Below are 20,502 nucleotides of genomic sequence, written 5' to 3'. Positions count from 1 at the left end.
TCCCTGTTTTTTTTTAACACCACTAGTTATTTTCTTGATAATCCATTAGAAAGACCCCATATGGATTGTGCATTAGAAACACATCCCATAGAATGGAATTGATACTGCCTTATCTCAAACCCGTTCCATAGAAAAATCAGAATGCTCCCTCAGTACTTTATGTAAGGTTTCTTTCCATTTCAAAATTTGAGCATCGTCTGTTTCAAAAATCGTTTTAAATTCATTTAAAATAGGTTCCATATAGGTTCTTACGCTATCAATGTCAAAATATAACCTACCCGTTCTTCTGATAAAGAAATCCATTGGGTCCTGCACCATTTCATATGCAATTCCAAACTGTAGTTCAGCCAGAATTAGCTTGGTAGGGTTATCTGTTTCTTTTCTGTTTTGATATAGCTCTAGAATCGTATCGGTCTGCTTGCCATAATTCGTAACTAAGAACCAAGCGTCATGTTCTGTAAAACCGTTTGTTTTTATACGCTCATATACGGCAGCTATATATTTTTTAACGTGCTTATATTTTTTGAACTCGTTTCCACAAAGCGGAATATCTTGGGTTGTGCATGGTTTCACTTTAGTTTCAAATTCTTCCTCCATGCCTTTAGCAATGCGGTCCACCACACGTTCTGCCATTTTACGATAGCCTGTAAGCTTACCGCCAGCGATACTAATGAGTCCGGTATCTGAGGTAAATATTTCATCCTTTCGAGATAATTCGGAGACGGATTTACCCTCTTCATGAATCAAGGGTCGCAAGCCTGCCCAAGAAGAAACGATATCTTCCATTTCCAAATTAATTTTCGGAAACATATTGTTTACTGCGGACAGAAGATAAATAGCGTCTGCTAAGTCGGTTTGCACCTTGTCTTTGTCATCGTTATAGTTGGTGTCTGTTGTTCCCACATAGGTTACTTTACCACGGGGAATGGCAAACATCATCCTCCCGTCTGGAACATCAAAATAAACGGATTGCTTTACCGGAAGTTTCTCATATGGGAATACCAAATGTACTCCTTTTGTAAGGTGTAATCGCTTTCCTTTTTTGGAATTGTTCATACTGCGTAGTTCATCTACCCAAGGTCCGGCAGCGCTAACCACATATTTACAATTGATATTAAAATTTTCTCCTAAAACTTCATCTTTTACAATAACTCCTGCTATTTTTTCATCGGTATATATAAAATCAGTAACCGAAGCATAATTCATTGCCGTCACCCCAAATTGTAGGCTAGTTTTAATGTTTTCTATAGTAAGCCTTGCATCGTCTGTCCTATATTCCGCATAATAGCCCGCACCTTTTAAAATCTTTTTAGGCAATAGTGGTTCTAGTTTTAAAGCTTCCTTTTTCTCTAGCATTTTACGCTTGTCCTCACCGGTAACTTGTGCTAAAATATCATACACTTTTAATCCTACGGAGGTAAGCCACTTCCCATAAGAACCGTTTTCTATCAAAGGAAGAAGCATTTTTTCCGGAAGCACTAAATGCGGAGCCAGTTTATGAACAATGGCACGTTCCGAACCTACTTCCTTTACCAACCAAAAATCGAACTGTTTTAAATAGCGGAGTCCTCCATGTATCAATTTGGTAGATTTACTACTAGTGCCAGAAGCAAAATCGTTCTTCTCTACCAGTGCGACTTTAAGACCTCTTGATGCTGCGTCTAAAGCGATGCCTCCTCCAGTAATTCCACCTCCTATAACTACAAGGTCAAACTGTTCTTTGGAGAGTTTTTCAATAGTTTCTATTCTTTTTAGATTTGAAAATTCAATATTCTTCATAGCTTTTTATCTTCGTATTTGAGGCAGGTTTTCACCTACCTTTCCTTAGCTCCTAATTTTTTTTAAATCAGCTTTCTTCCCAGCCTTTGGTGCGCTCTACGGCTTTCTTCCATTTTTTATACAAGCGTTTTCTTTTTACTCGATCAAAAGTAGGTTTGAAAATTTTATTCATAGGTCTATTTTGGTCAATATCCTCTTGTTTCCAGAGTCCTATTTGAATACCTGCTAAAAATGCGGCACCCATTGCGGTAGATTCAATAACTTCCGGTCGGTGCACTTCGGTATCCAAGATATCTGCCTGAAACTGCATTAAATGATTGTTTGCACAGGCACCACCATCTACTCTAAGATTTTGTAGGGGCAATCCCGAGTCATCTTCCATAGCTTTTAAAATATCCTTTGTTTGGTAAGCCAAAGATTCCAAGGTTGCCTTTGCCAAATGTGCCTTTCCTGTATCACGTGTAAGGCCAAAAATCGCCCCACGGGCATACATGTCCCAATGCGGAGCACCAAGGCCCGCGAAAGCCGGAACAACATAAACAGAACTTTCACCGTAAACGGAATCGGCCAAAGCCCCCGTTTCCTTTGCGTCTTTTATAATTTCAAGTCCGTCCCTGAGCCACTGTATTGCTGCACCAGCAATAAACACACTTCCTTCAAGTGCATAATGCACTTTTCCATCTAATCCGTAGGCAATGGTCGTTAAAAGTCCGTTTTTAGAAAATTGTGGTTCCTCTCCAGTATTCATAAGCATAAAACAGCCAGTACCATAAGTATTCTTTGCCATCCCCTTATTAAAACAACCTTGTCCAAATAGGGCTGCCTGTTGATCGCCTGCAATACCTGTAATTGGTATTTTAACGCCATCAATCTCATAATCTCCAAAATGGTGTGCGGAAGGTTTTACAATAGGCAACATCTGTTCTGGAATTTCAAGTTCTGTTAACATGCGTTTGTCCCATTTTAAATCGACTATATCGTAAATCATGGTACGAGAAGCATTAGTATAATCCGTTACATGCTTTTCTCTCTTAGTCATGTTCCATACTAGCCAGGTATCTATAGTACCCATTAATAAATCGCCGTTTTTAGCCTTCGCCTTTGTGCCGGATACATTATCCAATATCCATTTAACCTTGGTTGCGGAAAAGTAGGAGTCTATAACTAAGCCAGTCGTTTTTCTAACATGTTCGGTAAGCCCCTCTCTTTTTAAATGCTCACAAATGTCTGCCGTACGTTTGTCTTGCCAGACGATTGCATTGTAGACCGGTTCGCCGGTATGTTTGTCCCATACTACAACAGTCTCTCGCTGATTGGTTATTCCAATAGCCTTAATCTCCGATAGATTCACATTCTGCTCCGCAAGCAACTGCCTTAAAACTCCTAATTGAGAAGATAAAATCTCATTTGCATCGTGTTCTACCCAACCAGGTTTTGGAAAAATCTGCTGAAACTCCTTTTGAACCATTCCTGTGATTTCTCCTTTTTCATCTACCAGGAGTGCTCGAGAACTAGTAGTACCTTGGTCTAAAGAAACAATATATTTTTTTGACATAATCGTTAAGGATAAGAACTTAAATATACCTTTAATAAAACCGAATTCAAAAGAGAAATGTTACACAAACAATAACGAGTGGTTAAAAAGGGTTCCAACCTGAGTATTATAGAAGTAAACCGATGAATTAGTACGATTTAGCACTTATAGCTGTTGGACGCGAGGCCTAATATGGTCAGTAAAAAACAAGAAACAATTTTGGGTATAATTAAAACCGGAATAGCTGCGCCTTACATCGCTTTAACCTCTGGCTGGTATTACTAGAAAAACACTATAAACTTTATACAAACAATAGTACAGCAAAAGTGTTACTCTTTAAAAAAATGATACTCGCGCTCTACTTTGCATATGCGAACGCTATATTGGTGGCGCCAATCTTCCCTGCCTTTTGTTTGTGCCGTTATGTGCTGGGTATGTTCCTTCCATTTAGCCATGGATTCCAAGCTTTCCCAATAGCATACCGTAATACCTATTTCTGCTCTTGTACTTTCCAAACCTAAAAAACCAGGTTGTTCCTGAGCCAAATCCTCCATTATTTTTGCCATCTCTGCGTATTCTTGAGATCTTGGCACATTAGTAGACGTAAAAATTACCGAGTAATAGGGCTATTTCATATTTTAACTGATAAATTCCCGTTCTAAAAAGTAATCTACAATAGCCTGCTTCATCAAAACGGATTGCTCCCCTGATTTAAGCGGGGGCAACTCTTCTTTTATCGTATAGTGCGGCCAGCCATCTTCATCAAAATAATCGAACACGTAATAGCCATAGGGTTCCAATAACCTACAGATAGCAATATGCATCAAGTCTAACTTATCATCTTTTTTATATTTTTTATGGTACTGCCCCAATTCTTGGACTCCTACCAAATATATAATAGCATCCAATTCCAACGGGTCCCCGTCTGCAAATTGTTCGGATAGCTTAACTACCAAAATCTCCCATCTATCTTTTAACTCTGTGTCCCTTGCCATTTTATACTATTAAAACTACAATTATTTATACGAAAGTAAAGGTACTAATCAATGTTCTATATTTGTTCCAAACTGTTTTCAAATGGTCATATTGGATATAATTTTAGGAATTTTACTCCTTTTGGGATTATGGAAAGGATTTAATAATGGGCTTCTTATAGAATTAGCCTCCATTGTTGCGCTAATTACGGGTATTTATGGAGCCATACATTTTTCTTACATAGCCGGAGACTTCCTTGGCCAACAAATGAATTGGGAAGAACGTTATGTTAATATCGCTGCTTTTATCATAACTTTTATCGGCATCGTAATTACTGTACATTTTGCTGGAAAATTACTTACTAAGGTTGCAAATATTGCCATGTTAGGGCTTTTGAACAAACTAGCGGGAGCCGTATTCGGCACTTTGAAAGTTGCGGTAATCCTAGGAGCGGTTCTGATTTTCTTTGACCGCGTCAACAATAGTGTTCGCTTGCTTTCAGATGAAGTAAAAAATACGTCTATGCTTTATCATCCAGTTAAAGACATTGGCGAACTTGTCTTCGATAATATTCTGCGAGAAGACCTACTAAAACCCGCAGAAAATAGGTAGTCGTTAAACTGCACAAAAAAAGGATTAAAAGTAGATTTTCTACATTTAGTGTCCGTTCATCGAAAAAAAAATGATTTTTACCGCGTCAACATTAAATTTAAGTAATATTACAGTGTTGATATCCCCTATCGACATGAGAACATCAGTACCCATTTCTTATAGACCTACTTCCCTGCGTTGAGCAACCTGCTTACAAATAAAACATTATATGAAAATGAGATCGCAACACGCTGTCTTTGTTTTGTTTGTATTCATTTTTGGTTCCTGCTCAACAGAACCAACCGATGATACACCCAACATAACGGCAACAAACGTAGTAGGTTTGGAACAAGAGGTATTGGATATTGTAAATTCCCATAGGTCTGCATTAGAGACAAACACTTTAATATTTAGTGCTATTGCATACGAATACGCAAATACGCATACTGATTACATGATAAACAAAGGGAGTCTTAGCCATGATAACTTTAGTTCGCGCGCCTCTAGTATAGCATCGAAAGTAGAAGTGCAAATGGTAGCAGAAAATGTAGCTAAAGATTATAGCACCGCCCAAGATGCGTTTATAGGTTGGTACGAAAGCACTAATCATAAAAAAACGATGGAAGGTGATTTTACACATACTGCCGTAAGTGTAAAAGAAGATGAGGATGGTAACTTCTACTACACACAACTCTTTTATAAAGAATGACGAATTTCCCTATAAATTAACACTTTTATGTTTATTAATTGACGCCGTATCGACAATCCTTTTTTATAACAACCGTCTCATGCATTTTTTCTGTGGCTGATGGCCATTTAGCGTTTAAAACATATTATTTTTCCGATGAAAATTGAATGTAGTTAGTCGATAAGCTACTACAGAACATTACCATACCAGTCCGAGAATTACAATACTCATAAAGATATTGTAATGTATTTCGGTTTGCCTACCACTACATTTGCTTCAGCTTAATTTGACAAACCCCAGAAAGAATGAAGCACAAATTAATATATTTAGTAGTACTATCTGTTTTTATACATTCCTGTAGCAGACATTAATTAACACCATTAAATTTTGAACAAGTTGTAGAACTTGAGAAGGAAGTCTTTCTCGTTTCTACTGCTTAACACTATGACATGGAGTCTGAATTATTAAAAATAATAAACAATTGCCGTGTAAGTTTAAATTTGAATGCACTTTATTTTATGGACGCATCTTACAATTTTGACAAGAAGCATTCCAAGCACATGATTTCACAAGGAAATAAAAGCTATGATAATTTTGCAAACCGCGCAGAACAAATTTCTATGAATACTGGTGCCACTTTTGTTGCAGGGAACGTTGCCAAAGTTTACGATACTGCAGTAGAGTCTTTTGAGGCTTGGTTGGAAAGTGATGGACATAGACCTAATATTGAAGGAGACTACACACATTCAGTAATTAGTGTTAAAGAGAACGAAGAAGTTGACCTCTATTTTACAAAGCAATTTTTTAAACAGAACTAGTATTTATAATACTTGAAAAGGCTTAGGAAATCCTAAGGCTTTTTTTTATACCTTGCTTTTAAGTACACTAGCGTCTATTCTTTAATTAAAATTAACACTATGCCTATTAGTCCACCATTTAACTTGAACAAATGGATAGTAGAAAACCGAGATACCTTAAAACCCCCGGTAGGGAATAGAAATCTCTATAAAGATGCAGGAGACTATATTGTTATGGTCGTTGCAGGTCCTAATGCTCGTAAAGACTACCATTATAATGAAACTGAGGAACTATTTTATCAACTAGAAGGGGAAATTGAAGTTCATATTCAAGAAAACGGAAAAAAAAAGACGATGAAACTAGGTGCTGGAGATATGTACCTTCACCCTGCCAAAATCCCACATTCCCCCGTTAGGCACGAAAACTCAATAGGTTTGGTGATAGAGCGTAAACGATCACAAATGAACGTGGATGATGGCTTACTGTGGTTCTGTGATAACTGTAATCATAAACTATACGAAGCCTATTTTAGTTTAAACGATATAGAAAAAGATTTCTTAGGCCATTTTAAGCATTTCTATGCCTCAACAGCTTTAAGGACTTGCGATAATTGTGATACGGTTATGCCGACCGATGAACGTTTTATAAAGGAGGAATAAATGGGAATCACGATTAAAATAATAATTGCATTTATTTCGACACTACATTTATATTTCTTGTGGTTCGAAATGTTCGCATGGACCAGCAGAGGGCCTAAAATATTTAGAAAATTTCCAAAAGACCTCTTTTCACAAACAAAATCAATGGCTGCTAATCAAGGCTTATACAATGCCTTTTTAGCCACAGGACTCTTATGGACGTTTTATAGAAAACGTGGAATGGATTACGAATATTTCGCTTTTCTTTTTAGGTTGTGTAGCAGTTGCAGTAATAGATGGAGGATTGACGGTAAGTAAAAAATATTCTACATTCAAGCACTTCCAGCAATAATTGCGATTTTTCTAATTGTTCTGTCATGAAAGCAGCCCTGTTCAAAATGCTATTTTTACTCATTATCTATTATCCAATTCACACCATAACCGCACAAGAAATGACATCAGAGCAGGTAGTTCAAAAATCAATGGAAAGCTATAATGACAGAAATATAGAAGCTTTTATGTCAGTCATAGATACCGATGTTACATTTCATAATTTTTCTAATGGCTCCATAACCATGCAAGGTAAAGCAGCGTGTAGGGCATTCTATAATGCCCTCTTTGAAGCTTCTCCCAACCTAAAATCGACTGTTCTAACCCGTACCGTTTTTGGAAATAAAATTATAGACCATGAGTATATTACTGGTAGAAACGGTAGCGATGAAGCGATAGAATTAGTCCTCATTTACGAAGTTGAAAGCGAAAAAATAGTAAAGGTTACCGTTCTTCGAAAAGAATCCTAATCAAAAGTATTATTCGTAACTTTGTAAGAATCTAACAATACATATTTAAAAAGTTATAAAATGTCAGAAATAGCTACGGGATTCGGAATTAATAATGCGTTAAAAGCATTAGGAATTAAAGATATTAATGAAGGAACTTCAACAGGTTTAAATAATTTTGCTAACGGAGAGTTAATTGAAAGTTATTCGCCAGTTGATGGTCAGCTAATAGGAAAAGTAAAATCAACGACACGTGCAGATTACGACAAAGTTATGGATGCGGCAACAACCGCATTTTTATCTTGGAGAGATATGCCAGCACCACAACGTGGCGAAATTGTGCGCCAGTTTGGAAACAAACTAAGAGATTTAAAAGAACCTTTAGGGAAATTAGTTTCTTATGAAATGGGTAAATCTTTGCAAGAAGGTTATGGCGAAGTGCAAGAAATGATTGATATCTGTGATTTTGCTGTTGGATTGTCAAGACAATTAAACGGTAAAGTGATTCCATCGGAACGTCCATTTCACGTTATGAGAGAGCAATGGCATCCTATAGGTGTTGTTGGTATTATTTCTGCTTTTAATTTTCCAGTTGCTGTTTGGGCTTGGAATACTGCTTTAGCTTGGATTTGTGGCGATGTTTGCGTGTGGAAAGGGTCTGAAAAAGCACCTTTATGTACTGTCGCTTGTCAAAATATTATTGCAGAAATTATAAAAGAAAATAATTTACCAGAAGGTCTTTCTTGTATCATAAATGGCGATTATAACGTTGGTGAAATGATGACAACAGATACTAGAGTTGCTTTAGTTTCTGCAACAGGTTCTACACGTATGGGCCGCATTGTTGGAAAAACAGTTGCCGAGCGTTTTGGTAAATCTTTATTAGAATTAGGTGGAAACAACGCCATTATTATTACACCAACGGCTGATTTAAAGGTTGTTGTTCCTGGTGCTGTATTTGGCGCTGTTGGAACCTGTGGGCAACGTTGCACATCAACACGTCGGTTAATTATACACGAATCTGTTTATGATAAAGTAAGAGATGCTATTGTTGGTGCTTATGGGCAATTAACTATTGGGAATCCTTTGGATGAAAAAAATCATATTGGACCTTTAATTGATAAGGACTCTGTTCAAACGTATTTAGCAGCTATTGAAAAAGCAAAAGCTGAAGGTGGAAATGTTTTGGTTGAAGGTGGTGTTTTAGAAGGTGAAGGCTACGAAAGTGGTTGCTATGTTAAACCAGCAATTATTGAAGCAGAAAATCATTTTGAAATCGTACAACACGAAACGTTTGCTCCAATTTTATACATCATAAAATATTCTGGTGATGTAGAAAATGCTATCACAGAACAAAACGGTGTAGCTCAAGGTTTATCTTCTGCAATTATGACTAACGAACTAAAAGAAGCTGAGAAATTTTTGTCTTATGCTGGTTCGGATTGTGGCATTGCTAATGTTAACATCGGAACTTCTGGTGCTGAAATTGGTGGTGCTTTTGGAGGCGAAAAAGAAACTGGTGGCGGACGTGAGTCTGGTTCTGACGCTTGGAAAGTATATATGAGAAGACAAACAAATACCGTTAATTACTCTGATGAATTGCCTTTAGCGCAAGGGATTAAATTCGATTTATAAGTAAATATGCCTTTAGTAAATACTATATATTAAAGGGTAGTTTGATCTCTATCTTCAGAAGTCCAACTACCCTTTGATAAAGCTTATGTACCTAATATTAGAATCATACAGATTAAAGTTAGGGAGGCAACAAGGTATTTTCTAAGCTTTTCATTTGCATTTATCCTAGTGTCCTCAAAATAATAGAACTCTACGTTGGCGCATCTGATTCCTGTACACTTGGACATTTTTTTATGTAAATGGAAAAACGACTACTAAACATTAAGCCCTATTGCGAAAATGCAATAGGGCTTTTTAGTAAACCAACTAACTCAAATATATGAATTAATCCTACCTCAGTGCCGCATCATTGTCGGGAGCGGTAAGACATTTCATTTGTTGTATAAAGTTAATCAGAATATCCTTTCCCAATATTTAACTTTATACAATTCAGACCTATGGTTGTATCAATGGAAATAAATTATGTATAGCTGGGAAATTCGCTCTATCCTGATTACTAGCAATTAACGAGTATAATCTGAATAGTATTAAGATTTTTTTAATACATTGTAATCAAACACCAAACCTATATTAACAATGACAAGAACAACTAGGTATCTATTACTGATGTTCCTTGCCATTTTGGTGGGTATGTATTTCTACACTACCTGTTGCAGCGAATGTGGAGCTAGCGAAATCGAGGAGCCTCCAAAAAAAGCGGTAGTCCATGCAACACCAGAGCCAACCTCTTACCTCTTTGCCTTTAGTGATGGTAACTATGCGTCTAACGAAAATAATAACTATTACATTAATGCATCGTCATATGCTATATTGATACCTTTAGATACAAGTACAGAGACTGGCATTAGAAGCCTTAAAAGCTTTTTATCAGAAAATACTGGTAAAGTGATGAACATCACGGGCTACTATAAAAGCGATGAAACAAATGACTCCGCATTCCCCAATCTAGGATTGGCATGTGCCAACGCGGTTAAAAATCATTTGGTCTCCAATGGTATTTCATCAGCAAGTATGAACACCATGGGCAAACTCATGGACGATATGGTGCCGGATGAGGAAATTTACCTTGGCCCCATAGCATACAACATTTCAGGGAAATCAGAAACAGTAGGTCAAGAACTTAAAGCACTATGCGAAAATTTTAAGGTAAATCCACTTGTGCTTTATTTTGATTCAGCGAATGCTTCTATAAACCTATTAACTGAACAACGCCAAAAAGTTACAGACATCTCAAGATATCTGGATAAAGTAGAAGGTACTACTGTAAATATTGTAGGGCAAATTGACAATATGGTCATAGCAGCCACCAATACAAAAATTGGTTTGAACAAAGCTAACTTTGGCAAAGCATATTTCATGAGAAATGGAATTCCAGACGCTAAAATCAACACCTCTTCCAAAGGACAAATAGACCCAGTAGAAAGTAACACCTCGGAAGAAGGAAGAACCGTAGTTACATTAAACTAAATAAACACTAATACTTAAAGGAAGATAAAAATGGATTTTGAAAATATGACTATCTGGTGTTGGATAATTCCCCTCTTAGTAGGAGCAATATGTGGAATTCTTGGTTATTTGCTAGGGCGTGGAGGTGACACAACCATTGACAATTCTACCGAATTAAAACTTCTAGAGGATATAAATTTGCGGCTACAAACCGATTTGGATGCCTGTGATAAAAAAGTAAGTACTAGTGCAAATCTTGGAGCTTCTGCAGCGTCTTTTGCTGCCGGGGAAGCAATAGCATCCTTTCCTTTTGATGCTGCCGTAGCAAAAGCAGTATTAGGCAAGACAATAAAACAAGACGACCTAAAGGTTGTTGAAGGTATTGGTCCAAAGATAGAAGGCATGCTAAAAGATGCAGGTATTAAAACATGGAAATCACTTTCCAAAGCAACCGTTGCCAACTGCCAAAAAGTACTTGACGGCGGCGGAAAACGATACCAAGTGCACGATCCGGCCTCTTGGCCAATGCAATGCAAAATGGCTTACGAAGGAAAATGGAAGCAATTGTTGAAATGGCAAGACGAGCACAATCACGGAAAGTTGTAGCATAATAACCAACCTAAATACAAAAGCCCCAATTCCATATGTAATCGGGGCTTTTGTATGTATATCCTTTTTTCTCTTATAATCTACCGTTTGCCTCTACCCATTTAAAATGGTATTGATCTTCGGGAAACTTCATTCTTGTAGCAATACGCTCCAACCGTTCTGGAAGTTTCATCAAATAATCTCTTGCCTTCTGCGCGTCATCGTTAAGACCTCTAACAGCATCAATTTCCCAGAAACTATTTAGTTTACTTAAAATCTCTATATAATCGTGTGCCGTATAAACCCCCAAGCGTTGTGCGCAGTTAGAGAAATTCTCAAAAGCGGCTCCAATAGTTCCTCCAGACTCTCTTAAAAAATGAGCTGGCATCACAATCTTTTGTTTCATCATATCCGCAAAGGCTAACATCATACCGTTAGGATCATGGTTTAATATGGTTTTTACAAATTCCCTGTATGCCAAATGGTGACGCATTTCATCTCCTGCTATAATGGTACACATTTTACCTAATAGGACATTTCCTTTTTTCTTCGCCATTTGACCCACACGTTTGTGCGAAATATTAGTAGCCAATTCTTGGAACGAAGTATAAACAAAATTTTTATACGGATCCCTGTCGGTTCCAATATCAAAACCATCGGAAATTAAATGTTGGGTGGTAACTTCTATCTCCCTCATGTTTACCCTGCCAGATAAATAAAGGTATTTATTGAGCACATCGCCATGGCGATTCTCTTCTGCGGTCCAAGCGCGTACCCATTTGGCCCATCCATTGGTTTTATTCTCACCATGCTGATCAATACCTACTACATCCATTAACCAAGACTCATAGGTTGGCAAGGCTTCTTCCGTTATGGTATCAGCTACCATGGTAACCCAAAAATCATAACCCAATTCTTTGGATTCTTCGCGCAGTTGCTCTACGTGATCTAAAAAGCCATCACTTTGTGGGTCCGGTAAAAAATCAGTTGGCTGCCAAATATTTTCTGGTTTAATTAGAAAATTATCCATAAAACCTTCCACTTCTGGCTCTATGGCCTGCATTACATCTAATCTTATGTTTTTTTCTGACATATCTCCCTTTTTCATCAAAGTTCGTTATTATTAACCAAATTACGATTAAAACTATCTCAATTTTCAATTTCTACCCTGTTCCGTTGGATAAAAAGTGTGAACAGGACGGCTTTGCCAATATATTTTAGAATCTACATCCAGTATGGTCAGCGGTCCTTTAAACGCTGCTCCGGTATCTATATTCCACACGTTTGCTGCGTTCTGCGGTGTCGTCTTTCCTAATCGTGTAACAGGTGTGTGCCCTATATAAATTTCTTTGTAATGTGACAATCGTTTAGGATAGAGCACATCTCCCAGTTGTAAACTCGGGTTTAAGGAAAGCACCAATTCCCAAAGGGTACGATCCCAGTAAAACGTCACCTCAGAATATTCATAATTCACCCCTTTTAAATTTGTAAACCCCGCATGTAAAAAAAGCCTGTTCCTATCATCAAGATAATAATTTCTTAGCGTTTTATAAAATTCGATGTGTTTGTCCTTCGTTCCTTTGACTATTTGTTTGTACGAATTCACCGTAGCCTCGCCTCCATGCTTAAACCACATTGGATTATCAGATGCCCCAACCAACCATTCATAACAAAGCGCATCATGGTTTCCCCTAAGAAAAACACAATGGTACTTTTGGTCTAATGCTAACAGAAAGTCTACCGTTTCTACAGCTTGGCTCCAGCCGTCTATGTAATCCCCTAAAAAAATTAAGGTATCCTCTGTAGATACTTCAGCTTTTTCCAAGACCTGCTGTAAAGCTTTTAGTCCGGAGTGAATATCCCCGATTACCAAGGTTCTTTTGTCTGTCATTCTGCAAAAATCGCTATTACTCTTATGACCACAAGGATAAAAAGAACTAAAAAGAACATTTTTCGAAAATAATAAGAAGAGTTCCTCTTAAAACCCCTGTTTGGCCGTTGCTATAAAATTGTATTCTTTTCCATTGTATCGATACGAACAGATGTACATAGAAAGTGAAATTTGCTTTAAGGTTTCTTCGGAAAATTTAATCTCTGCATTGGAAATACCTTGTGTATCTCCTTCAATATTCCTTCGCAACCAAATATAAGCCCTGTTCTTGGTCTTTTGGCAAGACTTATGATGGCCTTCTTTGAGCGATACGGTATACTTTTTAGTCACAAAACCTGATAGATACTTAGAATTGAAACCTACCAATTCCTTTAAATTGCAAAAAGCAACACCTACTGGAATATCTCTTCTTTTTTTCTGGGAGACATTGATAAGAATATGCTCTATAATACCATCTATATTGCCGGCTGCATAAAACCATGTGCTTTGTGCACCTGTCGTATTCGCTTTCCTTTGTAACTATTGTAGGTTTGGGTTTCATAATAATAGTCGACTCATTACCCTTGGTAAGAAGCGAAAAGGTTAGTGTCAAAAGTCCATGCAGTCCTTCAGGGTCGAAAGCCGACCTTTTTAAATTTTTCGGAGCAAACCATAGACGGCTTACCTCAACTTTAAAAATACCCCTATCCTGTTTAGCATCCAATTGAAACGGAACCAGGACACCTAGTAATATCCAACCCTCTTACTCAACATCCTCAAGGATAAGAGGTTCGCTGTAATACACACAGTACAGTGATTTATAATTCTCCTCTACATGCTGGTTGGGGCCACAGCTCTTACAATGTAAAAGTTCGATGGTTTCCGTATAGGCGTTTTCTCCCACTATTTTTAGGTAATGGGCAAGCTCCAAATCCTCAAAACTACTTTTGGAAGGTGCTATAAATCCTTCCCAATTGAGCTAATGAGAACCTGATTTAAATTTCAGTTTCGCACCGCAGCTGGCACATGTTTTTTTATATTCTGTTTCTTGGATTTTTTTCCATGGTCGGTATGCTACAGCAAAGGCCTACACAGTTACTTTTTCATGATATGCGATTACTAGGCTGTTACTAACGGCGACAGTGTATTCCTACCCAAGGAGGGTTTTAGTTCGTCCACTTATTTTAACGTGGTCCAATTCGTCATACCCTTCTTCCAAACCAAAGAATCCCTTTTAATGGTCCGATTAGTAAAAAACTCTTTTAGTTTATCAAAAGAAACCGTGCCGCTCTGCTGTCCGTTTACGGCATAAAAACAACTAACCTGAAGCGGAACAGGCGGGGGCGAAGCATGCTGCAAGGGTTGTGGTTGCCCTTCAAAAAGCTGACCTGAGGGGTTGGCGCATTAAGGCTTCCATTTTGTTGTGCCAAAACAAAACCCATTCCGGCACCAGCCGTGCCGACCAAATTTGTAGCGGCCAATTCCAGTGCCTTTGCAGATTTAAACTGTGCCAATTTGGTCATATCCAATTGATCCAAACAGCGATACTCAGAGATTTATTTTTTAAGCTCCTCTGGCATGGAAACATTCTCTATATAAAATTTCTCTAATTCTATTCCTACGCGACCAAACTCTGGTTGCATAACAGTTTGACAAGTTTCGGAGAGCTCGGTGGTATTAGCAGCATATAATTCTATTGCAAAATTTACCTCGCCCATGGTATCCGTAAAACGAGTAACAATCAAACTTTTTAACTGCTCGTTTACCTCATAATTCATAAAATTTCCGTCCGTATGAACAACGAATTTTCCTAAATCAGTTATTCTGAAACTATAGGCTCCAAAAGCACGGATTTCTACTAATCCCAAGCAGTCATCACTTAACATAAACAGATTCTTTATGCCCTATTTTCATCGGCAGATAAACAGGTATTTACAAAATAGACCTCCGATTTAAACGGACTAATAAATCCATATCTCCAACCCTTTAGTGTGTTTAGCATAGCAATATTCTGAGTGTTTCAGGTATACACGACTTCAGTAAAAACATCAACGAATTGGCTTTCGTTGATACATACTGCAGTTTGACCTTCACCAACAATCAACTGGGCATTGCTCTTTATTTCATTCTAATAACGCTCAAAACGGGTGATAATAGTGTCATTGCTAATGTCTAACCATTCGTTAACATCTATAAACTCGTGACTTAGTTTCTTCATAATCTCATCAAATATGTTAATCGCTTGATGTGCTTAAAAGGTTGGAAATCCTAAACATCCAACAAGGGTATAGATATTTAGGTTATTGGTAATGACCGCTTATGTCATTTTCACAACAAGTGAGACCTCGAAAAACGAATAATTAGCAACAAAAAATAGAACAAGCTGTTTTTTCTGTTTACTTTGTATAAGAAAGTGTATTGTCTTGTAAATATTAGCTACATGAAAAAGGTATTTTGTATCGGCGAATTGCTGATAGATTTTGTTGCAGAAAATCAAGGGAATGACTTATCTAAAGCCAAAGAATTTACTAAAAAAGCCGGTGGTGCACCAGCAAACGTAGCTTGTGCCATCAGTAAACTAGCTGGTAAAAGTGTTTTTATAGGCTGTGTTGGAGACGACCCTTTTGGTGCATTTCTTTTGAATATATTAGACAATGTAAACGTAGATATCTCACAGGCACAACAATCCGAAACCTTCACGACCCTAGCCTTTGTATCCATAGATGCAGCTGGAGAGCGAGACTTTGTTTTTAGTCGGGGTGCCGACAGGGAGTTGAAATACGATTCCTCATTAAAAAAGGAATTTAATGGTAATATGGTTCATTTTGGAGCCGCAACAGCCCTGTTGGGAGGAAACTTGGAAGACGCTTACGGACGCTATTTCTTTGACGCACTTACACAAAATTCATTCATTAGTTTTGACCCAAATTATCGTGAGGATCTCTGGAAAAACAAAGAAAAGAAGTTCATTAAAAAATGTATGTCCTTTATCCAAAAATCACATCTATGTAAATTTAGCTTGGAGGAAGCCCAATTGTTATCTGGGAAGACCGATTTGAAAGAAGCTTGTGACGTACTACACGAGATTGGGGCAGAAACGATAGTGGTTACCCTTGGCGGTGAAGGAACCTTGCTTAGTACAAAAAACTACAGAAAAACCATCCCTAGTATTGCTGTAACACCAGTAGATACTACAGGAGCAGGAGATGCCTTTATCGGATGTCTTCTGCAACAGATTGCAGCCCAATCTAATTGGGAAACTATTTTAAAGGAAGAAAATCGCCTTACAGAAATGGTTGCTATGGCCAACAAAGCAGGTGCCGTTACCACGACTAATTTTGGTGCCATAGAGGCATTACCCTATCAAAACCAATTAGTTTCTTAATATGAATCAAACCGCTTTGCATCGCTTAATGACCTCCAAAGGTTCAAAAAAAGTGTAATTAGCCCTAAAGACTTGTGTCAATTACGGCTCTCTACCAACTTGTCTCTTATCAGTTCTCTATTTTTCTCACTTTACCCAAAGGAGGAGAGTGAGCTATTTTTTCATCAGCTTTTAAACCGTATGGAAGAACTGTTTTCTAACAGACCTAAAGAACTGAAAAAATTAGACCTAGGACGTTTACAAGATGGAAATTGGTACCAAAGTGAACGGTTAGTAGGAATGCAACTATATGTAGACCGGTTTAATAAAAACATACAGGGCTTGTATAACAAACTTCCTTACTTTGACGAGTTAGGCGTCAATTTCATTCATCTAATACCTATTACCACAATACCTTCCGGAGAAAACAATGGCGGGTATGCTGTAAACAGCTACCATGAAATAGATTCTAAATATGGTACTAATAAAGAGTTTTCTACTTTCACCAAGCAAGCACGGAAAGAAAATATGGTGCTCATGCTCAATTTTGTCGTAAACCATACTTCGGACGAATTTGAATGGGCAAAAAAGGCCAAGACCGGGGATGTAAAATATCAAAACTATTATTACACTTATCCTGATAGGCAGATTCCTGATGAATTTGAAAAAACCATACCCGAGATTTTTCCAAAGTCCGCGCCAGATACTTTTACGTACGATAAGGCAATGGATAAATGGGTAATGACCTGTTTCAATACCTACCAATAAGATTTAAACTATACCAATCCTGAGGTATTTATAGAAATGCTTGCCAATTTGGTAAGATTGGCAAATATGGGTGTAGATGTCATTCGCTTTGACGCACTAGCCTTTCTTTGGGGAAAAATAGGGACGGACTCACAAAACTTACCAGAAGCCCACCAACTTATACCCTTGTTTAGCATGTGCTTACACGTCATCGCTCCAGGAGTAATTCTATTAGCCGAAGCGATTGTTGCACCAAGAAATATTATAAAATATTTTGGCGAAGTTCCATTAAAGGGGAATGAATGTGAAGTTGCCTATAATGCATCGCTCACGGCCTTGCTTTGGAACTCTATTGCAACCAAAAAAACATCCTTACTTCATAAAAGCTTAGAAGAAATCCCGCCTAAACCAGTAGATGGCATATGGGTAAACTATATACGGTGCCATGATGATATAGTCCTAGGGTATGATGATGATTTTATAAGAGCGATTGGATGGTCCCCTAGCGAACATCGAAGTTTTTTGCTAGACTACTATTCCAGAGGTTTGGAGTGGTCCCCTGCCAAGGGCCTAATGTTCATGTATAATCCAAAGAACGGGGATGGTAGAATTACAGGAAGTGCAGCCTCTTTATTAGGTCTGGAAAAAGCACTGGAACAAAAAGACACAACAAAAATTAACCATGCGGTATCCAAAATTCTAATACTACACGGCATTATCCTTAGCTATGGAGGAATACCATTGATTTATGCCGGAGACGAAATCGGCACCTTGAACGACTATTCATTTACCAAGGACGATGACCACAAAAATGATAGCCGTTGGATAAACAGACCCATGCAAGATTGGAAGACTATTGAAAATCATAGGAGTCAAATTTTCAAAGGACTCAAGAAGATGATACAGCTTCGAAAAAAACTATCCGTTTTTGCCGATACGCGTACTGCTCTAATACATCCAAGTCCAAATGAACATATTTTCCTATTGAACGTAACGATAGAGAAACTAAAGTTTGGGTCGAATCAAATTTAGATGAGAATACGCAATTTCTGGATGTTTTTTGGTTATTTTCTATTGGCATATTCCTTAATTGACCTTATTAACGGAAGGAAATTAAACCTTAAAAATAATCATTTGGAACTAGGTGCTTATGAGCATTTATGGGTTGGGATAAATCAATTATAATCTACCTTTCTAAGAATTCGTAATGTGGCCTTTAAAGAGGTGTACACCTCTTTAAAATTTTCTTTAACAAGACTTCGGGCCAGTTCCATTTGCTCCAGTGCTTCTTCAAATCCGTTTAAGTAGCAAATCAAATAGGTATCGGGCAAGTAGGCTAAATCTTCCTTTTCAGATGTGCTCAAACTGATTCCACTCTTAATTTTTGAAAGGATGCAATTATTTGTATTGTAAGTATGGTGTAGTACTTTTTTGTTATAAAGCGGTGGCTCAAATACGAGCTCTGTTTGTATTTGATACGTACCGCTTTCTTTGAAGGTTATCGTTAATTGCTCTAAGGGATAATACCGCTGTTTCCCACCAAGTCCTAATCTTACAAACTCCATTGTTGTAAAAGAATTTTCGTCATACGTTATGGTAACCTCATCCAAATTGGAATAGAATAGTTTTACCTGCTCGTTAATTAATTCTATATCTACTCGGCTAAAATACGTTTGTCCTTTTACAGCTCTCTTTTTACCTGCCCAACACACCACAAACTGCTCCTTGAACACCTTATAATCACTTTCAAGGTCTTTATGACGGTTATTGATAAAATCAATTACCCCATCTAAGGTTAACTCTATATTGTTACGAGCATGTTGCTGAATAGTAGCTACCGCCTGAGAATTTAGGTCCCTTAGCTCAACATCATAAGCCTTGGGCATACTTATACTACCCTCTCTAAAGAACACAGATCCACCGTAGTATTTCCATATATTCTTACGCAAGGAGCACACCTTCCCATTGGACTTTATGGTGACCAGTCCTACCACCTTTCCTTCTTCCAAGTGCGGAAAAGGAATGTTCTCATAGGAAATTAAGGGCGGATTATCTAGATAGGCATTTACCAAGTTTTGAATTTTACTGTCGTCAAAAAAATCAACCCCGACAATATTATTATCCTCATCCTCTACCCCCACCACAATAAATGAATTATTCTTAGGGTTACTATTCGCCAAGGCGCAAACATGTTTGAGAAACTTAGCCTTTCCTTCTTTATGATTAATGGTAATAAAACGCTTTTTGTCATAGAAACTATTCTCGTCATTATGGGCGAGTAAGTTTTTAACCAATAAGCGTTTATTAATCATAAATTTTTATTGATGAGGGTGGATGAAGCCTGAGCTGTGGGCATCACAACAAGATCTGCGATATTTACATGATATGGCCTAGTAACCACAAAATGAATGATGTCCGCAATATCTTCCGGTTTCAATGCCTGATAGCCTTTGTACGCATTTTTGGCGCGTGCTTCATCCCCCTTAAAACGCACGTTACTGAACTCGGTCTCCACTAGACCGGGATTTACGGCTCCAACCCGAATGCCATGTTCATTCAGGTCCATCCGCATTCCTTGGTTTATAGCATCAACCGCATGCTTACTTGCGCAGTACACATTACCTTTCGGGTACACCTCCTTGCCTGCCGTAGAGCCTATATTGATAATATGTCCTTCTTTTTTAGAAATCATCTTGGGCAAAATGGCTTTCGATACATACAAGAGTCCTTTTACGTTAATATCCAGCATGGCGTCCCAGTCTTCGAGGCTACCCTCTTGGATGGTGTCCATCCCGTGCGCATTACCTGCATTATTCACAAGAATAGAAATATCTGCAAATGCTTCTGGCAAGGAATCTATTGCACTTTGCACAGCAACCTTATCCCTCACATCAAAATTTAGAAGGTGTACGTTAGTCTGCGCACCTAATTCCTGTTTCAATAAATCTAATCGTTCTTGTCGCCTACCGCAAAGCACCAAGTTATACTTATGTTTAGCGAAAAGCTCGGCCGTTGCTTTTCCAATTCCACTCGTTGCGCCTGTTACAAATACTGTTTGGTTCATATCTTT

Annotated in this window: 25 protein-coding genes and 1 pseudogene; 13 read left to right on the top strand and 13 right to left on the bottom strand. The window is 37.9% G+C overall.

Translation table 11 applies throughout. The annotated features are described in order from the left end of the window. Positions 1-114 precede the first annotated feature (114 nt). The 4 genes from Q360_RS0108820 to Q360_RS0108800 form a co-directional block, all read right to left on the bottom strand. Positions 115-1,779, bottom strand: coding sequence for a glycerol-3-phosphate dehydrogenase/oxidase (locus Q360_RS0108820; protein ID WP_027076760.1), 1,665 nt, complete (start codon positions 1,777-1,779; stop codon positions 115-117). Between the two features lie 67 nt (positions 1,780-1,846). Beyond that, positions 1,847-3,334: a glycerol kinase GlpK gene (gene glpK / locus Q360_RS0108815; RefSeq protein WP_027076759.1), complete on the bottom strand. Its 1,488-nt coding sequence runs from the start codon at positions 3,332-3,334 to the stop codon at positions 1,847-1,849. A gap of 308 nt (positions 3,335-3,642) precedes the next feature. Continuing rightward, positions 3,643-3,879, bottom strand: a complete 237-nt coding sequence (locus Q360_RS0108805; RefSeq protein ID WP_156950065.1) for an antibiotic biosynthesis monooxygenase family protein — start codon at positions 3,877-3,879, stop codon at positions 3,643-3,645. 72 nt (positions 3,880-3,951) lie between these two features. Continuing rightward, a complete protein-coding gene (locus Q360_RS0108800; protein ID WP_027076757.1) occupies positions 3,952-4,308 on the bottom strand; it encodes a hypothetical protein in 357 nt (118 codons plus the stop codon). A gap of 82 nt (positions 4,309-4,390) precedes the next feature. On the opposite strand from Q360_RS0108800, the gene Q360_RS0108795 reads away from it, so the two are divergent. The 9 genes from Q360_RS0108795 to Q360_RS0108755 all read left to right on the top strand — a co-directional run bounded on the left by Q360_RS0108795 (position 4,391) and on the right by Q360_RS0108755 (position 11,469). After that, positions 4,391-4,900, top strand: coding sequence for a CvpA family protein (locus Q360_RS0108795; protein WP_027076756.1), 510 nt, complete (start codon positions 4,391-4,393; stop codon positions 4,898-4,900). 214 nt (positions 4,901-5,114) lie between these two features. Beyond that, positions 5,115-5,588, top strand: coding sequence for a CAP domain-containing protein (locus tag Q360_RS0108790; RefSeq protein ID WP_245603229.1), 474 nt, complete (start codon positions 5,115-5,117; stop codon positions 5,586-5,588). Positions 5,589-6,016: 428 nt separating this feature from the next. Then, entirely contained in the window at positions 6,017-6,385 is a 369-nt protein-coding gene (locus Q360_RS22865) for a CAP domain-containing protein (RefSeq protein WP_051554644.1), read from the top strand. Positions 6,386-6,484: 99 nt separating this feature from the next. Next, complete coding sequence (locus Q360_RS0108780) at positions 6,485-7,024, top strand: 3-hydroxyanthranilate 3,4-dioxygenase (RefSeq protein WP_027076754.1); 540 nt, start codon at positions 6,485-6,487, stop codon at positions 7,022-7,024. Beyond that, positions 7,025-7,321 (top strand): DUF1304 domain-containing protein, encoded by a 297-nt coding sequence (locus Q360_RS22860; protein WP_394331944.1) that lies wholly within the window; start codon positions 7,025-7,027, stop codon positions 7,319-7,321. 59 nt (positions 7,322-7,380) lie between these two features. Next, the gene (locus Q360_RS0108770) at positions 7,381-7,803 is read left to right on the top strand and encodes a nuclear transport factor 2 family protein (protein WP_027076753.1); all 423 of its coding nucleotides are present in this window, start codon (positions 7,381-7,383) and stop codon (positions 7,801-7,803) included. A gap of 60 nt (positions 7,804-7,863) precedes the next feature. After that, positions 7,864-9,417, top strand: a complete 1,554-nt coding sequence (gene amaB, locus Q360_RS0108765) for an L-piperidine-6-carboxylate dehydrogenase (protein WP_027076752.1) — start codon at positions 7,864-7,866, stop codon at positions 9,415-9,417. A gap of 576 nt (positions 9,418-9,993) precedes the next feature. Next, positions 9,994-10,884 (top strand): OmpA family protein, encoded by an 891-nt coding sequence (locus Q360_RS0108760; protein ID WP_027076751.1) that lies wholly within the window; start codon positions 9,994-9,996, stop codon positions 10,882-10,884. Positions 10,885-10,914: 30 nt separating this feature from the next. Continuing rightward, positions 10,915-11,469, top strand: coding sequence for a hypothetical protein (locus Q360_RS0108755; protein WP_027076750.1), 555 nt, complete (start codon positions 10,915-10,917; stop codon positions 11,467-11,469). Positions 11,470-11,545: 76 nt separating this feature from the next. Here the strand turns inward: Q360_RS0108755 and Q360_RS0108750 are convergent, their stop codons facing one another. The 7 genes and pseudogenes from Q360_RS0108750 to Q360_RS27120 form a co-directional block, all read right to left on the bottom strand. Further along, positions 11,546-12,544 (bottom strand): acyl-ACP desaturase, encoded by a 999-nt coding sequence (locus Q360_RS0108750; protein WP_027076749.1) that lies wholly within the window; start codon positions 12,542-12,544, stop codon positions 11,546-11,548. A 63-nt stretch (positions 12,545-12,607) separates the two neighbouring features. Further along, a complete protein-coding gene (locus Q360_RS0108745; protein WP_027076748.1) occupies positions 12,608-13,342 on the bottom strand; it encodes a metallophosphoesterase family protein in 735 nt (244 codons plus the stop codon). A gap of 87 nt (positions 13,343-13,429) precedes the next feature. Further along, positions 13,430-13,672: a hypothetical protein gene (locus Q360_RS26600; RefSeq protein WP_245603228.1), complete on the bottom strand. Its 243-nt coding sequence runs from the start codon at positions 13,670-13,672 to the stop codon at positions 13,430-13,432. 828 nt (positions 13,673-14,500) lie between these two features. Continuing rightward, the gene (locus Q360_RS27135; protein WP_316931506.1) at positions 14,501-14,680 is read right to left on the bottom strand and encodes a DUF4339 domain-containing protein; all 180 of its coding nucleotides are present in this window, start codon (positions 14,678-14,680) and stop codon (positions 14,501-14,503) included. Then, positions 14,623-14,844, bottom strand: a complete 222-nt coding sequence (locus Q360_RS27130; protein ID WP_316931514.1) for a hypothetical protein — start codon at positions 14,842-14,844, stop codon at positions 14,623-14,625. The genes Q360_RS27135 and Q360_RS27130 overlap by 58 nt, the downstream gene beginning before the upstream one ends. A 33-nt stretch (positions 14,845-14,877) precedes the next feature. Continuing rightward, positions 14,878-15,207 carry an SPFH domain-containing protein gene (locus Q360_RS27125; protein ID WP_027076744.1) on the bottom strand — a complete coding sequence of 110 codons (330 nt, stop codon included), beginning with the start codon at positions 15,205-15,207 and terminating at the stop codon, positions 14,878-14,880. 11 nt (positions 15,208-15,218) lie between these two features. Next, positions 15,219-15,425: pseudogene (locus Q360_RS27120) on the bottom strand (SPFH domain-containing protein). 336 nt (positions 15,426-15,761) lie between these two features. Between Q360_RS27120 and Q360_RS0108720 the strand changes: the two are divergent. The 4 genes from Q360_RS0108720 to Q360_RS25740 all read left to right on the top strand — a co-directional run bounded on the left by Q360_RS0108720 (position 15,762) and on the right by Q360_RS25740 (position 18,617). Further along, complete coding sequence (locus Q360_RS0108720) at positions 15,762-16,706, top strand: carbohydrate kinase family protein (RefSeq protein ID WP_027076743.1); 945 nt, start codon at positions 15,762-15,764, stop codon at positions 16,704-16,706. A 180-nt stretch (positions 16,707-16,886) separates the two neighbouring features. Further along, on the top strand, positions 16,887-17,453 hold the full coding sequence (locus tag Q360_RS24645; protein WP_051554643.1) for an alpha-amylase family glycosyl hydrolase: 567 nt from the start codon (positions 16,887-16,889) through the stop codon (positions 17,451-17,453). A 36-nt stretch (positions 17,454-17,489) separates the two neighbouring features. Further along, a complete protein-coding gene (locus Q360_RS24640) occupies positions 17,490-18,464 on the top strand; it encodes an alpha-amylase family protein (protein ID WP_051554642.1) in 975 nt (324 codons plus the stop codon). Beyond that, positions 18,465-18,617, top strand: coding sequence for a hypothetical protein (locus Q360_RS25740; protein WP_156950064.1), 153 nt, complete (start codon positions 18,465-18,467; stop codon positions 18,615-18,617). Here Q360_RS25740 and Q360_RS0108705 read toward each other — a convergent pair. Further along, positions 18,608-19,744, bottom strand: coding sequence for an ATP-binding protein (locus Q360_RS0108705; RefSeq protein ID WP_027076742.1), 1,137 nt, complete (start codon positions 19,742-19,744; stop codon positions 18,608-18,610). The two genes, Q360_RS25740 and Q360_RS0108705, sit on opposite strands and share 10 nt — an antisense overlap. Continuing rightward, positions 19,741-20,496 (bottom strand): SDR family NAD(P)-dependent oxidoreductase, encoded by a 756-nt coding sequence (locus Q360_RS0108700; RefSeq protein WP_027076741.1) that lies wholly within the window; start codon positions 20,494-20,496, stop codon positions 19,741-19,743. The genes Q360_RS0108705 and Q360_RS0108700 overlap by 4 nt, the downstream gene beginning before the upstream one ends. Between the last annotated feature and the right edge of the window lie 6 nt (positions 20,497-20,502).

Origin of the sequence: Maribacter antarcticus DSM 21422, from assembly GCF_000621125.1 — a bacterium.
Classification (GTDB): domain Bacteria; phylum Bacteroidota; class Bacteroidia; order Flavobacteriales; family Flavobacteriaceae; genus Maribacter; species Maribacter antarcticus.
The sequence above is the reverse complement of the archived record's forward strand: the minus strand, read 5'-3'. Positions and strand labels throughout refer to the sequence as shown.

What these genes read in the sequence shown, in the direction of transcription:
- Q360_RS0108755 (WP_027076750.1), top strand. Translation starts at nt 10,915, where the DNA reads ATGGATTTTGAAAATATGACTATCTGGTGTTGGATAATTCCCCTCTTA.
- Q360_RS24645 (WP_051554643.1), top strand. Translation starts at nt 16,887, where the DNA reads ATGGAAGAACTGTTTTCTAACAGACCTAAAGAACTGAAAAAATTAGAC.
- Q360_RS27130 (WP_316931514.1), bottom strand. Translation starts at nt 14,844, where the DNA reads ATGACCAAATTGGCACAGTTTAAATCTGCAAAGGCACTGGAATTGGCC.
- Q360_RS22860 (WP_394331944.1), top strand. Translation starts at nt 7,025, where the DNA reads ATGGGAATCACGATTAAAATAATAATTGCATTTATTTCGACACTACAT.
- Q360_RS0108795 (WP_027076756.1), top strand. Translation starts at nt 4,391, where the DNA reads ATGGTCATATTGGATATAATTTTAGGAATTTTACTCCTTTTGGGATTA.
- Q360_RS0108820 (WP_027076760.1), bottom strand. Translation starts at nt 1,779, where the DNA reads ATGAAGAATATTGAATTTTCAAATCTAAAAAGAATAGAAACTATTGAA.
- Q360_RS22865 (WP_051554644.1), top strand. Translation starts at nt 6,017, where the DNA reads ATGGAGTCTGAATTATTAAAAATAATAAACAATTGCCGTGTAAGTTTA.
- Q360_RS25740 (WP_156950064.1), top strand. Translation starts at nt 18,465, where the DNA reads ATGAGAATACGCAATTTCTGGATGTTTTTTGGTTATTTTCTATTGGCA.
- Q360_RS0108745 (WP_027076748.1), bottom strand. Translation starts at nt 13,342, where the DNA reads ATGACAGACAAAAGAACCTTGGTAATCGGGGATATTCACTCCGGACTA.
- Q360_RS0108720 (WP_027076743.1), top strand. Translation starts at nt 15,762, where the DNA reads ATGAAAAAGGTATTTTGTATCGGCGAATTGCTGATAGATTTTGTTGCA.
- Q360_RS27125 (WP_027076744.1), bottom strand. Translation starts at nt 15,207, where the DNA reads ATGTTAAGTGATGACTGCTTGGGATTAGTAGAAATCCGTGCTTTTGGA.
- glpK (WP_027076759.1), bottom strand. Translation starts at nt 3,334, where the DNA reads ATGTCAAAAAAATATATTGTTTCTTTAGACCAAGGTACTACTAGTTCT.
- Q360_RS0108780 (WP_027076754.1), top strand. Translation starts at nt 6,485, where the DNA reads ATGCCTATTAGTCCACCATTTAACTTGAACAAATGGATAGTAGAAAAC.
- Q360_RS0108800 (WP_027076757.1), bottom strand. Translation starts at nt 4,308, where the DNA reads ATGGCAAGGGACACAGAGTTAAAAGATAGATGGGAGATTTTGGTAGTT.
- Q360_RS0108760 (WP_027076751.1), top strand. Translation starts at nt 9,994, where the DNA reads ATGACAAGAACAACTAGGTATCTATTACTGATGTTCCTTGCCATTTTG.
- Q360_RS0108770 (WP_027076753.1), top strand. Translation starts at nt 7,381, where the DNA reads ATGAAAGCAGCCCTGTTCAAAATGCTATTTTTACTCATTATCTATTAT.
- Q360_RS0108805 (WP_156950065.1), bottom strand. Translation starts at nt 3,879, where the DNA reads ATGGCAAAAATAATGGAGGATTTGGCTCAGGAACAACCTGGTTTTTTA.
- Q360_RS24640 (WP_051554642.1), top strand. Translation starts at nt 17,490, where the DNA reads ATGCTTGCCAATTTGGTAAGATTGGCAAATATGGGTGTAGATGTCATT.
- Q360_RS0108705 (WP_027076742.1), bottom strand. Translation starts at nt 19,744, where the DNA reads ATGATTAATAAACGCTTATTGGTTAAAAACTTACTCGCCCATAATGAC.
- Q360_RS0108750 (WP_027076749.1), bottom strand. Translation starts at nt 12,544, where the DNA reads ATGTCAGAAAAAAACATAAGATTAGATGTAATGCAGGCCATAGAGCCA.
- amaB (WP_027076752.1), top strand. Translation starts at nt 7,864, where the DNA reads ATGTCAGAAATAGCTACGGGATTCGGAATTAATAATGCGTTAAAAGCA.
- Q360_RS0108790 (WP_245603229.1), top strand. Translation starts at nt 5,115, where the DNA reads ATGAGATCGCAACACGCTGTCTTTGTTTTGTTTGTATTCATTTTTGGT.
- Q360_RS0108700 (WP_027076741.1), bottom strand. Translation starts at nt 20,496, where the DNA reads ATGAACCAAACAGTATTTGTAACAGGCGCAACGAGTGGAATTGGAAAA.